Consider the following 14,333-nt stretch of genomic DNA (forward strand, 5'->3'; position numbering starts at 1 on the left):
ATATCCTAGAAATGATTGCCGACCCTCTTTCGAAGGTCGGCAATATGCTTATTTCATTATGTGCTTTACTACTGTATCGCCAAACATTGACGTAGAAGCAGTACCTGCAACATCTGATGTCCTCACCCCTTCAAGGAAGGTTTGGTACACGGCATCATCAATCAATTGCGCAGCTTTGGTGAGTGCTGCATCTTCATGCTTTCGGCCTAACCAATCAAGCATCATTTTTGCTGACAAAATCGTACCAGTAGGATTGGCCAATCCCTTACCCGCAATAGTAGGAGCGCTTCCATGTGAAGGTTGAAATAATCCGTGTTCAAACCCAATGTCACCACTCGGAGCCATACCCATTCCGCCAACATAAGCTGCAGCCATGTCAGAGATAATATCCCCATGCATATTCTCTGCAAGAATAATGTCGTAGTTCTCAGGCCGTTGCGTCATCAGCAATGTAAGTGCGTCAATCATACAAAGTTCTGAATCAACGCTTTCTTTATACTCTTCTGCCACTTCATTGAATACTTTAGTCATGTAAGCGAATGATCTGAATACATTTCCCTTATGCGTACAGGTTACCAGTCTTTTCCCATCAACAGGTCTGCCATTCCTTCCTATAGCGAGCTCAAAGCAGTATCGAGCAGCTCGCTCAGTTCCTTTTCTGGTTATGATCTGAGTATCGTAGGCACATGCATCATTGACTACTCCTCCTCCTCCGTATGAGGAAAACAACCCCTCAGTACTCTCTCTCAGAATAATCAAATCTATTTTTCTATCCTTTCCTGCAAGTGCGGAAGGAACACCGGGAAACGATTTAATCGGTCGAACCCCTGCAAAAAGGTCTAGGTCAAATCTGAGCTTGAACATAAGATGCCCAGTGACTTCTGTTCCATATTTGTCGGTTACCGGTTTCATGCCTGCTCGAGGAAGTCCAATTGCACCCATGAGAATTGCATCAGCAGCCTTACAATCCTGGAACGTTTGTTCCGGCAGAACCTCTCCATGTTCAAGATATCTTTGGTTCCCTACATAGTATTCCTGATAATCAAGGTCAAGTCCCACTACCTTTGAGACTGCTCGAAGGACTTTTTCTCCTTCTTTCACTACTTCAGGGCCAACGCCATCTCCTGGGAGCAACGCGATATTATACTTTCTCATCTACCATCTCCTTGCGCTTAACGAGCACTCTCAATCTTTTTAATTAATTCATCGCCATATTTATTTTTATACTCATCCCAAACCGGCTGAACTGATTTGATGAAAGCATCTGTATCGATATCCTTCTTCCTTGTTACATTCATGCCATTCTCCTGCAGCGTCTGAATTGATTTCTCAAACCTGACAGACACTTCCTTTCTCTGTATATCTCTCGCATAGTTGACCGCTTGAACAAATAACTTCTGGTCTTCTGAGGAAAGGGATTTCCAGAAACTCGGGCTGAAGGCAAGCACCTTACTTCCATAAAAGTGCCCACTTTCAGAGAAGTAATCTTGGTATTCCCACATGCTATTTGCAACAACAGTGTCAGCGTTGTTGTCATGCCCTTGAATTACTCCCTGCTGCATAGCAGTGATCATTTCAGAGATACTCATCGGAGTAGCATCAGCACCCCACAATCTATAAGACGCAAGATGGGTTGCACTTTGCATGCTGCGCATTTTGATGCCTTTCAGATCATCAGGTTTTGTGATTGGCCTTACATCATTCGTAAAATACCTAAACCCATTTTCCCAATATGCTACGGGAACAATTCCTGCTTTCGCCTGAACGAGCGCGAGCATCTGGGCACCAATCTCACCATCAAGAACTTTGTAAACATGTTCACTGCTAGCGAATAAGTAGGGAAGGTCCAAAACTGACAGCTCGGGAACAATGCTTGTTACAACAGAAGTATTAACCTCTGCAAAATCGACAGTCCCGATCTGAAGCCCTTCCATGAGAACCTTATCGCCACCAAGAGTAGCAGGATAAATTTCACAGACGAATCTTCCATTTGTAAGGCTCTCCAATTCCGATTTGAATGCTAACATTCCTGTCTGATACGTAGTTCTTTCATTGCCGGTATGAGCAACTACAACTTTCTTAGGTGCTGCAGCAGTTCCACTTTCTGACGCACCACTTGCAAACACACCGACCGTGGCTACTAGTGCTACTAGTACCATAATTAGAATCTTTTTCATGAATTTCTCCTTATTTATGCTTAATGCATTAGACTTGGTAAAAAGAGACTCAATTGCGGCACGAATGCAATCACAATTAGGTCGAGTAGTATTACTATCCAGAAGGGAATCAGTTCCTTAAACATTTTCTCCATCTGAATATCCCCTAACTTACAAGCAACAAATAGATTTACTCCCACAGGAGGCGTTACGCACCCTATCGCCATATTGACAATCATGATTACTCCAAAATGAATTGGGTTAATTCCAAAAGCGATAGCAACAGGGGTAAGGATTCCTGCAAGTACAGTTACTGCAGATGTAGAATCGAAAAACATTCCAGTCAAAGTGAGCAGAAGAATCGTCAGTATGAGGAAAACTGCAGAGTTCGGTGCAATGGTACTGAATGCTATTGCCACATTTTGAGGTATCTGTTCTCTCGTCAGAAGGAAAGAGAATGCGGTTGCACAGGCAATCACCATCATAATCATTCCTGAAGTTGTAAGGGTATCGATTGCTGATTTCTTGAACTTCTCCCAGCTAATTTCTTTGTAGACGAATGTACCAACGATAATTGCATACACTACGGCTACTACAGAAGATTCGGTTGCAGTAAAAATTCCTGTATAGATACCACCGAGGACCACTACTGGCATAAGAAGAGCAAGCCATGAGTCTTTTAATGCATTATGCTTTTCCTCTTTACTTGCCTTTTCAGACCCCGAATAGCCTTTTTTCCTACAAAGTACATAGGAGACAATTATCAGAGTGATGCCAATGAAAATACCAGGCAAAAACCCCGCCATGAACAATTTCGCTATTGATGTTTCAGTTATTACACCATAGATAATCATGGAAATGCTTGGTGGAATAATCATACCAAGCTCAGCCGAAACTGCAGTGACAGAACCCGCAAAAGCCCGATCATATTTTCTTTCAAGCATTGCTGGAATCAGGATTGAACCGATTGCAGCAGTGGTTGCAGAACTTGATCCAGATACCGCAGCGAAAATCATACAGGAAATGATGGTAACCATTGCCACACCACCTGTTCTATGTCCGGTATAGGCTTGTACTACTTTAATAAGTCTTCTTGAAATTCCACCCTGGCCCATCAGGTAACCAGAAAAAATAAAAAAGGGTAAGGGTAATAAGGAATACTTCGCAATTCCCATGGTAAGTTGCTGTCCAAGTACCATGAGGCTTGTTCCAGAAATTAGGAATCCTACAATTGAGGCACCTGCCAATGAGAAAGCAATAGGAACACCGAGGAACATTGTAACAATAAGTATTAGTACAACAACAATCATTTTGCAGCCCCCCCTCGAACAACTTCAACGGTATGAATCAGTGTATTCACAAACATTATCAATACTCCGAAAGGCATCGCGACATATACCCAGAACATTGTGAGCATAGGTATTGTCGTTGCATGCTGGGAATTTACAATAATGGCCATTTCGGTTCCGTAATAGATAATTACAGTAAAGATACAGAAACTGATGAGTGCAGCAATAACTGCAACCACACGCTTAATGTGTTCGGGCAACCACATGACACCAATTTCAATGGTGGTAAGCCCACCTTTTCTAGCTGTCAGGCCAGCACCAATGGCACATATCCAGGCCATGGCAAAAGTGGCACTTTCTTCAACCCAACTTAATGAGAAACCAATAAAAAACCTTGATAACACAGCAACAAATACTGTAATTGTCATGATGCAAAGGATTAAAATCCCGACATACTGCAACCATGTATTAAAGATATCAACCAGAGCGATAAATGTATTATCAGTGTGCTCGCGTTTGCTGCCCTTCATAGAATCCTCCTTTTGTATACATTAGCATCGTAACATCGACATATGTATCTGTCAATAAAAAAGATCAATTTATGGTAGTTTTTCTATTTCTTTTATTATATGATTTTACAGTATTATTGTTCTTGTTATTGTTTATAACTGTATACATTTTCATGAATATTGTACACATTTTTACTATCATTCTGAATACCATAGCTTGCAAAATATTGAATTGTATACCATTTTAAACTTGAGAAAGCCTGATGATTTAAATGAAATTCCAATGCAAGCACAATACGTTTTCTAGATGAACTCTCAACAAGATCTGTAAAATCCTGATTTTTACTGAACTTCACGGACGGAAAAAACCCCGGCTCTCAATGAGGGTCGGGGATTTTAGGACAATATAGAAAGCAGGATTATTTAATAGCCATAACTGAGAATCATGGCAACACGTTTGAAGGCAGGTTCTGCCTTCTTGACGATGACTCTGTTGGCATCCTTCTCGAAATTCGTAAATTGAACGGCGGTGAGTACCGAGAGATTCTCGTTGATCTGAGTATTGGCAAGGATACTCAGGTCACTAAACAAGCCGGTTCTCGCGCTATCAAGCACGTTGTACGCATAGGTTTCGAGTTGTACACCAACAAGGTTGACGATGAGAGGCATCTGATAGCCAAGGATGTATTCGCCCTTGTAGTTGAAACCATTGACCATGGCTCCCCCATTCTCAAACTCCCAGGCAATGTCTGCAGGTGCGTTGGAGTAGCCTTTGTAGTTCAATTCCTGATAGGCACGGATGACTACGCTGGTCCAATCACCTTCGAGAATTGCTCCGGTGTCAAACTGGAATGCAGCACCAAGTCTTCCCATATAGTAGGTTCCGGCAAGCTGGTCAGAGTTTAGTGTAGTGCCGATACCGCCGGTGGCCAGCTTCAGGCCGGCAAGATCCATCAAAGAGAAATCCCAACCAGTTCCTGCTCCGCCGCCAAGGCTGACTTCAAGAACGGCGATTGGGGTCAAGACTGCATCCAGGGTAGCGGTTGCAGCAATCGGAGAGACTCCAATCTGGGTCTTGAGCTTCAGGTTGTTGCCACTCATAAGCGGGCCTTCACCGACCAGCATGGGAATCTTCACCTGGTAGGCTGCTTCACCCTTGGCTTCAATGCCCTTCTTCCCATCCCAAGCCCCGGTGAATTTCAGGGTACCTGAAGTAGTTGTCTGGGCAAACAAGCCCCCAACTACCAATAAAACAACCAACAATGCAAGAATAGTCCTTGATGTATTCCGTTTCACAGCTCTTCCTCCAAAATTAAGGTAGATACAGCATAGCATAAGTAATACTGAACGATTAAAAAAACTAACAATTCCACAATTTGAAAAACCAAGAATCCAACAAACAATACCTTATATGAAAGCGTATCATATCGAATTAGGTATTTAGCCTAATCAAGCACTCCCAGAGAAAGGCTACCTGAGTAGAACTCTCTTAAGTAGGACTGTATGGGGCGGCAATACCTAGGGTACCCCCCTTTAGGTGCAGAAACAGTATTTTGGAATTCCCAGGACCCAAGCGGAACGTGCTCTCAGTCAAATCCAAGGCAGCACAGCCCAACAGGAATGTGATGAGTACTATCATGCTTGTTATATTCTGACTATGCATTAAAATACTTACCCTCTTCGATCATACCTTGCATCCTTGTTCTCACTCGGAAGAATGCTCTCAATATCTTGTGTGAACTCCGCGCAAATGGTATCACTTCTTATATGAATATCAAGAATAAATTAAGTCCCGCGGTGATCAAGACATCACTGCAAGGGACGACAAAAGAAGAAGTAATTCGCGAGCTGCTGGAAGTCCTGGTCGAGGCACAGCTGGTAACCGATCGGGAAACTGTATATGAGGCCTTGATGGAGCGCGAGAGAAAGATGTCAACCGGGCTCCAGCACGGGGTGGCTATCCCGCATGCTAAGACGACTGCAGTCAAATCGCTGGTGGCGTGCATCGGTCTGAAGCCGGAGGGAGTGGACTTCGCAGCCCTGGATGGATTGCCGAGCCGGATCTTCATCATGACGCTGTCGCCGATAGATCGTGTGGGACCGCATGTGCAGTTCCTGGCAGAGGTGAGCATGGTAATCAGGACGGAGGAGGCGCGCGAGCGCCTGCTCCAATCAAAGAACGCGCAGGACGTACTGTCCGTGTTCGGGTTGTGAGGAAAAGCGATGGCACATGAAATGATGATGCTGGCACTGCAACTAGGTGTAATCCTGGTGGCCGCCAAGCTGTGTGGGTGGTTCTTTTCGCGCAAGCTGGGCCAGCCGAAGGTACTGGGTGAACTCGTTGCGGGAATGGTAATGGGCCCGTACGTACTGGGAGCCATACCCCTTGGGGCTTTGGGACCCTTGTTCCCTGTGGTATCCGGCTCGATTCCGGTGACGCCTGAACTGTACGGAATTGCGACGGTGGGCTCGGTGCTGCTGTTGTTCACCAGCGGGTTGGAAACAGACCTGCCCACGTTCCTGCGCTTCAGCGGGAAGGCCACAGTGGTCGGTCTTGGGGGAGTGATCATATCCTTCTTCCTCGGTGCATGGATCACCGTTCTTTTCAATCCCGCAGTCGACTCCCTGATGGACCCCGAAGCATTGTTCCTGGGCATCATAAGCACAGCGACATCAATTGGGATCACTGCACGAATTTTAAGTGAGACACGCAAAATATCAAGCCCTGAGGGGGTGACCATCCTGGCGGCGGCGGTATTGGATGATGTTATCAGCATCATCCTGCTTTCGGTGGTGGTTGGCATCTCGACGGTGTCTCTCGCAGGGGGCACAGTAGCGTGGGGAAGCATCGGTGCGGTTGCCCTGAAGGCAGTGGGGTTCTGGGTTCTGTGCATGGTCGCAGGAATTCTACTGGCACCACGATTGACAAAACAGATGAAACGCATGGAGTCGCTGGGAGTACTGGCCGAAATCTCGTTCGGAATCGCACTCTTGCTTGCAGGTCTGTCGGAAATGGCGGGATTGGCAATGATCATTGGAGCCTACATCGCCGGACTCTCCTTCAGCCAGACCGATGTCGCCGGTGAAATCAACGAGCGGGTCAATGCTGTGGGTGAATACCTCGTCCCAGTATTCTTCGCTGTTATGGGAATGATGGTCGATTTCAAAGCCTTGGGATCGATTCTCGTCTTCGGACTCATCTACAACGTCGCTGCATTCATCGGCAAAATCGCCGGGTGCGGACTTCCCGCGCTTTTTGTGGGGTTCAACCTCAAAGGGGCGCTGCGCATCGGCACCGGAATGCTCCCTCGCGGTGAAGTCGCCCTGATTGTTGCTGGGATCGGACTATCGAGCGGTATCATTGGAAATGACATGTTTGGTGTCGCAGTAATGACAATGCTTTTGGCATCGGTGGCAGCACCCCCGATGATTCTCGCCTCGTTCAAGGGTGGTTCTGGGTACCGCGAAACATTGGTAACCGATGAAATGCAGGGGATGGTGACAATCGAACTGCAGTTTCCCTCGGAGCGGACGGCCGATTTCATGCGCCACTCCTTGGCTGACGCATTCCGCGGTGAGGGCTTCTTCATCAGGACCATCGAAGGTTCGGTCCGTGCCTGGCAGATTCGCAAGGAAGAAACGGTGTTGATCCTCCGAAGGCTCGGAGCGAAGCTTGAGCTATCCGCTAAGAAAGAGCAGGAAGCCTATGCACGGCTGATGCTCATGGAGAGCTTGGTCGACTTTCAGGAGTTCGCCGACAGCCTGAGAAGCATGCAGGAGCCGGAAATGATGGGTGCGAATCTTCTGATGCGTATGTTCGCATCACAGCATGATGAAACCGAAGGGCCGAACAAGGTCCAGTAAATGGAATATAAGGCGAATTTGCACAATGACGCTTTCGCCTCATCCGATTCATGGAGCACGCCATCAAGAGCGTGCTCCATCCCTCTAATCAGGCACATAGTTGCGAATCTCACCACTTTCTTCAGCTCACTCTTACCACACACACGATTGCACTCCTCGATAAGAGGAAATAGTTCCAAAAAGAAATTGAGTACTAACGACTTACTAGTCTTTCAGAAAGGGAACGAAAGCATACAAGTCCCGTAGCTGGGACAGTATGAGGGTGGCAATAACCTGGGCACCCCACTCATTCAGGTGGGTGTCATCGGCTACTCCCTCCGGGTAATTGGGGTGTTCTCCCTTCTTCAGGTGCAAAAACAGCATTTTGGAGTTCTCAGGACCCAGCTGGTTGAACAACTGAAACGTCTTCTCTGTCATATCCAAGGCAGCATAGCCTCGGCTTTCAGCCAATGAAAGGATTGCCATGGGATACTCGCCATGTGTTTGGACCAGATTTCCCCTCTCATCGAAGCGCCTTCTGCAAATAGGTGTCAGCAGCACAGGGTGCGCCTTCCTTGCCAGTACTTGGTCAGTCATCAGAAGGAGATTTCCCTGAAACGTTGTCCAAGGGTCGGTATGCCGAGCTTCATCTTCCTTGCTGTCATTGTGCCCGAACTGGATGAAAACCCAATCACCTTCGGTAAGCTGGTCCAAACAGCAATCGAACAAGCCTTCGTCAAGAAATGACTTGGTCGAGCGGCCATTTTGTGCCAGATTGAGTATCTGCCATGGTTTCTTGACCAGCGGTTGGAGTGCCATCCCCCACCCCGTCTCCGGGCGCTTGTCATCACTCTTGTGGGCGCAGGTGGAGTCGCCGAGCAAAAAAATCTGTCTCATCGCTTCGATTCCTCTTCTTCCTTACCCCAACCAGGAAGCATATCCTCGGTGGAAATAGTGGCCTGCTTGTTTGGCCTCTCGTGTTTATGAGGCTTGCTTGTGTGATGCGTAAGCAAAAAGTACAGTCCAATTCCCCCAAGGGCTGCTGCCACCACATAGATGGTGATGAGAATCAGAATATCGGACATGCTACCTCCCCCTGCTTTTACGTTGCCAATACGCAATGGCAAGCTGGGTGCGGTCACGCAAATCAAGCTTATCCAGCATCACTGAGATCATATTACGCACCGTCCCCTCACTCATACACAGCCTAGTAGCGATTTCCTTGTTGCTCAACCCCTGAGCTAATTGCATCAATACATCCTGCTCCCGTTGGGTCAAATCGCTGAACAACTGATCGTCTGAAAAGCTCTTCAGTGCCTGCTCGCTGATCACCGGAAGACCTTGGTGCACCGCCTTGATCGTTAAAATCTGTTTCTCGGTGCTGTCGCTCTTAAGCAGAAAGCCCGAGGCCCCCGACTCCAGGCAACGATGCAGCGTCCGGTAATCGGCAAAGGTGGTGAGCATCAAAATCTTGATAGGGGGAAATTCGGCCCGTATGCGCTGGGCGGCCTCAATGCCATCCATAACCGGCATCTGAATATCCAAAAGCACCAAGTCAACTGATTGTTTTTGCAGGAACGAAAGGGCTTGTGCCCCATTTTCAGCCTTCCCTGCAATGGTAAGCATAGGATCATCGGAGAGCAGGATCTCCAGGCTCTCAAGCACCAAAACATCATCATCGACGAGCAGAAGCCGCATCTTAAAACTCCTTTTTTGAAGGGATGGTGACGATGAGGCGAAAGGTCTTCTCCCGCTGGATGGCCACACTGCCACCGAGGGCTTCCACCCGCCGACGCATATATCTCAGTCCGTTACCGGCCTCTGAAGGTCTCTCTTCCAAAAGCCCGTCATTCTCCAACATCATGCGGGTTGTCGTGCTGGTAACGGCAATTTGGGCTTTGACCATAGTCGGCCTTGCATGCTTGGCAACGTTGGTCAAAGCTTCCTTTGCAGAAGCATAGAGCACCTGTTGAACTGCAGGATCCAGCTCTTCCAATGCACCGCTCATATGCAAATCCACCGGATAACCAAAACCCTCAAACAGCTGTTTCAACCTCCGGCTAGCCTCCTCCTCATCGCTCTGCAACTGCCTGACGGCAAGCTTGAGCTGCTCGAGGCTGTTCTGGAGACGAACAAGAGCCTTGGCCTGGCTGTCCTGTGCCTTCTCAACCTCGCCGCGCTGGAGCAATGACCCCAGCGCTTTGAGCGTCAGATGTGCAGCGGTCAACTCATGGCCAAGGCTGTCATGCAAAATCTGTGCAATGTGGTTGCGCTCCTCAAGACGCGAAAGCTGCTGTGCGTCCTGATAGTCGAGCAGCAAATGCTCCTCTTCCTCCTGGAGGTGATACACTTTCAGACGTAGCTCATCCGCCTCGTCCTGTACTCTAGTATTCTCTTTCTGCCACAAAGCCATCGTCAAGCCCAGCAATACGCTCAAAACAGGAAATAATGCCAGAGGAAGGGGAAGCACAACCAAGGCATAGAGCAGAAACGGGGCAAGGGCGAGCAACTGCAAGCGTGAGGCAAAGCTGTAGAGGTACAAACTCACTAAAAGCGTGGCGTCGCTTTGGAATAAGGAGACAACCACTAAAGCCGTACTGTCCACAAGAAAAAGCAAAGGATTGAGTGCAAACCTCCAGCGGAGCAACAAAGAAAACAAAACCAGCAAAAAGACCAGCATCAGCGGGACATCGAGCTTGTCAAAGAGCAACAACAGCGACGAAACCAACAGCAGGATTGCCATCAGCCTCGTCACCTGTTCACAACCAAGCGAATATTTGCTCTGAGCCAACGGTTAGAATCTCCTTTTGCTGCCGATCAACAGGAATATCCCTGTGAATATCCAGAGTACCACAGCGGATAGCAGGATACCAGAGAGCGATTGCGCATCGAGCATGGCAAGCGCTTGGGCCAGGTAGTAGGTGGGCAGAATTCTCACCATGGTTTGCACCGACTGAGGAAGAAGGCTGAGCGGAAAGGACAAGCCACTTACCAGACACATGATCGAACCGATACCGCTAAACAAGGCGAAACTGGTGGTATAGGAGCGGAACATGCTGTTCCAAGCCAGGGCAAGCGAAAGGACCATCGCACTATAGGAGAAATAGAGCAAAAACAATATCAGGTAATTGGTTCTATCCGGACCGTAGAAGAGGCGCGCTGCAATGACAAAAATCAGACACTGCACAGAGAGCAGCAACAAGGAAGCAAGCAGATGGCTCACCAGGTAGAACCCGTGGCTTATCGGTGAGGCTGCGATACGGACTACTATCTTTTGCATCCGGTCCTCCACCACAGGCCTGGACATCAGAAACGCCGTATAGAGATTCAACAGACCAAAGAGGCTGAATCCCATCGGCAGCGAGCCGTTCATCGAAGGAATGGAAAGCAGAATGAGCGGAAGGACCAACAGCAGTAGAAGAGAGATGCGCTGCTTAAGATTTTGTTGTAAGGCAAACAGGAAAATTGTCATACTGCTATCCTCCGTACCAAAGGTTTCAGACAAAGCAGCAACAGAGCTATTGCTATGAGGATGGGAAGCATCACAAGCGCCATGGAGGAAAAGTTTCCCTCCATCGCCCGGATGCTCGCCGTATTGGCCAAGCTCATCGGCGTACCATAGAGGCGGATGAATCGGAACAAAGCAGTCGTGGGTAATGGAAAGTAGAGGCCCACCAGCATGGGAACCACCGAACCGTAGATGGTAGTCACGACATTGGCTACCTTTGGAGTGCCTACGAGCAAGAGCAGCACCGTTCCCAACAACTGATTAAAGATTACTGAAACCAGAAGAACTATAAGTACCAAAGGAATGCCGGGAATGCGGGCTCCCAATACGACAGTAGTGAAGAGCACAATTACCAGAGACTGTAAAAAACTGACCACAGAGCCGCTGAACAGTACCGAGAGGACCAGTGTACGCCCTTCCACCGGAGAGGCAAATAGGCGGTCGTGCATTGGGGTATAGAGGTCCTCGGCCAAGGTCTCAAAGCTCAAACCGGCTCCATAGATCTGAAACGTGAGGGCAAAACCGATGACCAAAAGGGACAATCGCTGTTGGCCTGCCACCTCCATACCGGTCTGGATATCGATGGTCTTGTACAAGTAGTCGAAGAAGAAAATCAGGACCAAGGGAAAGAGTATAAGAATGGCGTTGCCCAGCAGGTCCTTTGCCGAACGTTTGATCTGAAACGCAATCATGATGCTACCTCATCACGCAGCTGTTTGCCGGTCAGGGTGAGAAACACATCCTCCAAATTGGGCTGCTTTGTGTTGATGGCAACCAATCCCTGCTCGGAGAGGGCGAGGACTACCTTGTCCAGAATGGGGATGCCGCCGGGCACCACAATCGTATATCGATTGCCATCCAAGGCAACTTCCTTCACATCACCAAGACCCAGCAGCTCCTTGCGCTTCTGCTCGGTGGCAAGCCGTACCTCGACCTCGATGAAATGGTCGCCTTGGATGCGGGCGATCAACTCGCTCAGCGTTCCCTGTGCGATGATATGACCGTTGTCCATGATGTATATGCGGCTGGCAACAGCTTCCACCTCTTCAATGTAGTGGGAAGTGTAGATAATGGTCGCCCCGCCCTTGGCCAGCTCCTTCACCGACTGCAATATGAAAGAACGTGACTGAGGATCGATGCCCACTGTCGGCTCGTCCATAATGATCAACGAAGGTTTGTGCATTAAGGCACAGCCGATGTTCAGCCTGCGCTTCATACCACCGCTGTAGTGCTTTACCTTGTCGGCCAGTCTTCCTTCAAGGCCGATGAGCTTGCCGACTTCGGCGATGCGCAGCTGGATATCGGTCTTACTCATCCCATACAAGGAAGCAAAGAACGCCAGGTTGTCCTTCCCGCTCATATCCTCATACAGGGTAATTTCCTGCGTAACATACCCGATTTTACTTCGGATGGCTTTATTCTTCCCATCCTGCTTCATCCCGAATACCGTAATGGAGCCTTCATCGATGCCGATAAGGCCGATGATCGAGCGGATGCAGGTCGTCTTGCCCGCACCATTGGGTCCGAGCAGGCCGATTACCTCACCCTTCTCTACACTCAGCGAACAACAATCGAGGGCGAGATTCGCATTGAATCGTTTAATGACATCGTCTACTTGCAATACCATATGTGTGTACCTCTGAATCCCAGTATAGAAAGAGTCAGAGACATAGGGCAGTGACAAATGTCACCAATTCACTTACTTGACCAAAACAAGGGGCTCGACGGTAACCTCAGTGCGCATGGAGTTGGAGATCAAACAATACTTCTCTGCTTTCTCAAAGAGTTTCATCACCTCTTCCCGTCTGCTTTCCTCTGCAATGACCACCGTCGGCCTGATGTGGATTTTCGTCATAAGAAAGCCCTTTTCCACCTTGTCCAGCTTCCCCTCGGCCTCACTCTTGTAGCTTCTGAAGGCAAATTTGGCCTTTTCAGCCAGGGAGAGGAACGTTGTCATCAGGCACACTTCTGCAGCTGCCGTGAAGAGGTGCTCCGGTGACCAAATGCCCTCATGGCCGCCAGGGAAATTCGGTGGCGTTGCTACCTCAAGAGTAGGAAGAGATGCAGAGGACAAAGCCCCTCTCTTTTGTTTTGTCCACTCTACCGAGGTGGTATAGATATGGGTATCGCTCATAGTTGGTTTCTCCTTATACAGTAAAGATACCCATTTCCTTTCCTGTCGACCACGTCCACCCTCAGTTTGAATGTACATACTTCCAAACCAAAAAGTACGCACTATCCTGCATGCTTATTCTCTTGGTAAAGGTACAGAGCAAGGCTATACTGAAGACAATGAAGCGCAAAAAACCTCCGAAGCCGGGTCGCATGCGACCTCTTTTCCTTGTAGCCCTGTTGTTTTTGCTAGCTCTTGTACTCAGCCTTCCCTTTGTGCTGTGGCTGCTTACGCCAAATCAGGATGTACAAGTCACCGTTTACGACAAGAGTGTAGCGACTTTAAAAGCCGAACAACACCAGAATCTGGGGTGGTTTCTCAGCCACTTCAAGGTTCCCACCCAAGAAGGTGAGCGTTTCAGGACACAAAAAACCTATCTGGGGTACCATCCAAAAAGTGAGAATCCAATTCGCGACCTTTCGAGCATGGATGAAAGAACCGATCTGCTTTATATTGCCGATACCTATGGTGTGTATAAAAGTGGTGAGGGCTTCTTACGCACTCTTTCAGAAGGGGAGAGCAATCTTATCTGGGGGGGAAGTAGTAATTCCGATGTCCAGGTTCTCCGTACCTTCCTCAATCGGGAATCCAGCAGTACCGTTGTTGCCGAATACAACACCTTCGCCACCCCCACTCCCTCCTATGTACAGGCACAGATGTATGAAGTACTGGGAACCCGATGGACCGGATGGACCGGCATGTACGTCAACGACCTCTCCAAAGGTGGGGAAACCCCTGCTTGGATTATGGACCTTTACGCCCAGAATTGGGAATTCTCCGGCAGCGGCATTTTGCTGTACAACACCGATGATGAAATTGTGGTATTGAGAAACGGCATTGAGTTGTGACCTGAGC

At 48.3% G+C, this 14,333-nt stretch carries 16 protein-coding genes; 3 read left to right on the top strand and 13 right to left on the bottom strand.

Translation table 11 applies throughout. The annotated features are described in order from the left end of the window. Positions 1 to 48 precede the first annotated feature (48 nt). The 5 genes from SPIBUDDY_RS13480 to SPIBUDDY_RS13500 all read right to left on the bottom strand — a co-directional run bounded on the left by SPIBUDDY_RS13480 (position 49) and on the right by SPIBUDDY_RS13500 (position 5,250). A complete protein-coding gene (locus SPIBUDDY_RS13480; protein ID WP_013608322.1) occupies positions 49 to 1,155 on the bottom strand; it encodes an isocitrate/isopropylmalate dehydrogenase family protein in 1,107 nt (368 codons plus the stop codon). 17 nt (positions 1,156 to 1,172) lie between these two features. Further along, positions 1,173 to 2,177, bottom strand: coding sequence for a TRAP transporter substrate-binding protein DctP (gene dctP, locus SPIBUDDY_RS13485; protein WP_013608323.1), 1,005 nt, complete (start codon positions 2,175 to 2,177; stop codon positions 1,173 to 1,175). Between the two features lie 20 nt (positions 2,178 to 2,197). Further along, positions 2,198 to 3,466 (bottom strand): TRAP transporter large permease, encoded by a 1,269-nt coding sequence (locus tag SPIBUDDY_RS13490; RefSeq protein ID WP_013608324.1) that lies wholly within the window; start codon positions 3,464 to 3,466, stop codon positions 2,198 to 2,200. After that, entirely contained in the window at positions 3,463 to 3,975 is a 513-nt protein-coding gene (locus tag SPIBUDDY_RS13495) for a TRAP transporter small permease (protein ID WP_013608325.1), read from the bottom strand. The genes SPIBUDDY_RS13490 and SPIBUDDY_RS13495 overlap by 4 nt, the downstream gene beginning before the upstream one ends. A gap of 402 nt (positions 3,976 to 4,377) precedes the next feature. Next, positions 4,378 to 5,250 carry a hypothetical protein gene (locus SPIBUDDY_RS13500; protein WP_013608326.1) on the bottom strand — a complete coding sequence of 291 codons (873 nt, stop codon included), beginning with the start codon at positions 5,248 to 5,250 and terminating at the stop codon, positions 4,378 to 4,380. Positions 5,251 to 5,721: 471 nt separating this feature from the next. Between SPIBUDDY_RS13500 and SPIBUDDY_RS13505 the strand changes: the two genes are divergently transcribed. After that, a complete protein-coding gene (locus tag SPIBUDDY_RS13505; protein ID WP_013608327.1) occupies positions 5,722 to 6,168 on the top strand; it encodes a PTS sugar transporter subunit IIA in 447 nt (148 codons plus the stop codon). 9 nt (positions 6,169 to 6,177) lie between these two features. After that, the gene (locus tag SPIBUDDY_RS13510) at positions 6,178 to 7,818 is read left to right on the top strand and encodes a cation:proton antiporter (protein ID WP_013608328.1); all 1,641 of its coding nucleotides are present in this window, start codon (positions 6,178 to 6,180) and stop codon (positions 7,816 to 7,818) included. Positions 7,819 to 8,022: 204 nt separating this feature from the next. Here the strand turns inward: SPIBUDDY_RS13510 and SPIBUDDY_RS13515 are convergent, their stop codons facing one another. The 8 genes from SPIBUDDY_RS13515 to SPIBUDDY_RS13550 form a co-directional block, all read right to left on the bottom strand. Then, positions 8,023 to 8,694 carry a rhamnogalacturonan acetylesterase gene (locus tag SPIBUDDY_RS13515; protein ID WP_013608329.1) on the bottom strand — a complete coding sequence of 224 codons (672 nt, stop codon included), beginning with the start codon at positions 8,692 to 8,694 and terminating at the stop codon, positions 8,023 to 8,025. Next, on the bottom strand, positions 8,691 to 8,882 hold the full coding sequence (locus SPIBUDDY_RS13520; RefSeq protein ID WP_013608330.1) for a hypothetical protein: 192 nt from the start codon (positions 8,880 to 8,882) through the stop codon (positions 8,691 to 8,693). Before SPIBUDDY_RS13520 ends, SPIBUDDY_RS13515 begins: the two co-directional genes overlap by 4 nt. A 1-nt stretch (position 8,883) precedes the next feature. Further along, complete coding sequence (locus SPIBUDDY_RS13525; RefSeq protein WP_013608331.1) at positions 8,884 to 9,495, bottom strand: response regulator; 612 nt, start codon at positions 9,493 to 9,495, stop codon at positions 8,884 to 8,886. Position 9,496: 1 nt separating this feature from the next. Further along, positions 9,497 to 10,588: a sensor histidine kinase gene (locus SPIBUDDY_RS13530; RefSeq protein WP_013608332.1), complete on the bottom strand. Its 1,092-nt coding sequence runs from the start codon at positions 10,586 to 10,588 to the stop codon at positions 9,497 to 9,499. 3 nt (positions 10,589 to 10,591) lie between these two features. Beyond that, the gene (locus SPIBUDDY_RS15890; protein WP_013608333.1) at positions 10,592 to 11,269 is read right to left on the bottom strand and encodes an ABC transporter permease; all 678 of its coding nucleotides are present in this window, start codon (positions 11,267 to 11,269) and stop codon (positions 10,592 to 10,594) included. Continuing rightward, positions 11,266 to 11,997, bottom strand: coding sequence for an ABC transporter permease (locus SPIBUDDY_RS13540; RefSeq protein ID WP_013608334.1), 732 nt, complete (start codon positions 11,995 to 11,997; stop codon positions 11,266 to 11,268). The genes SPIBUDDY_RS15890 and SPIBUDDY_RS13540 overlap by 4 nt, the downstream gene beginning before the upstream one ends. After that, positions 11,994 to 12,932: an ABC transporter ATP-binding protein gene (locus tag SPIBUDDY_RS13545; protein WP_013608335.1), complete on the bottom strand. Its 939-nt coding sequence runs from the start codon at positions 12,930 to 12,932 to the stop codon at positions 11,994 to 11,996. Before SPIBUDDY_RS13545 ends, SPIBUDDY_RS13540 begins: the two co-directional genes overlap by 4 nt. 72 nt (positions 12,933 to 13,004) lie before the next feature. Further along, positions 13,005 to 13,439, bottom strand: coding sequence for an OsmC family protein (locus SPIBUDDY_RS13550; protein ID WP_013608336.1), 435 nt, complete (start codon positions 13,437 to 13,439; stop codon positions 13,005 to 13,007). Positions 13,440 to 13,597: 158 nt separating this feature from the next. Between SPIBUDDY_RS13550 and SPIBUDDY_RS13555 the strand changes: the two genes are divergently transcribed. Continuing rightward, positions 13,598 to 14,326, top strand: coding sequence for a hypothetical protein (locus SPIBUDDY_RS13555; RefSeq protein ID WP_155816126.1), 729 nt, complete (start codon positions 13,598 to 13,600; stop codon positions 14,324 to 14,326). The last annotated feature ends 7 nt before the right edge of the window (positions 14,327 to 14,333 follow it).

The organism is Sphaerochaeta globosa str. Buddy, assembly GCF_000190435.1.
Taxonomy (GTDB): Bacteria; Spirochaetota; Spirochaetia; order Sphaerochaetales; family Sphaerochaetaceae; genus Sphaerochaeta; species Sphaerochaeta globosa.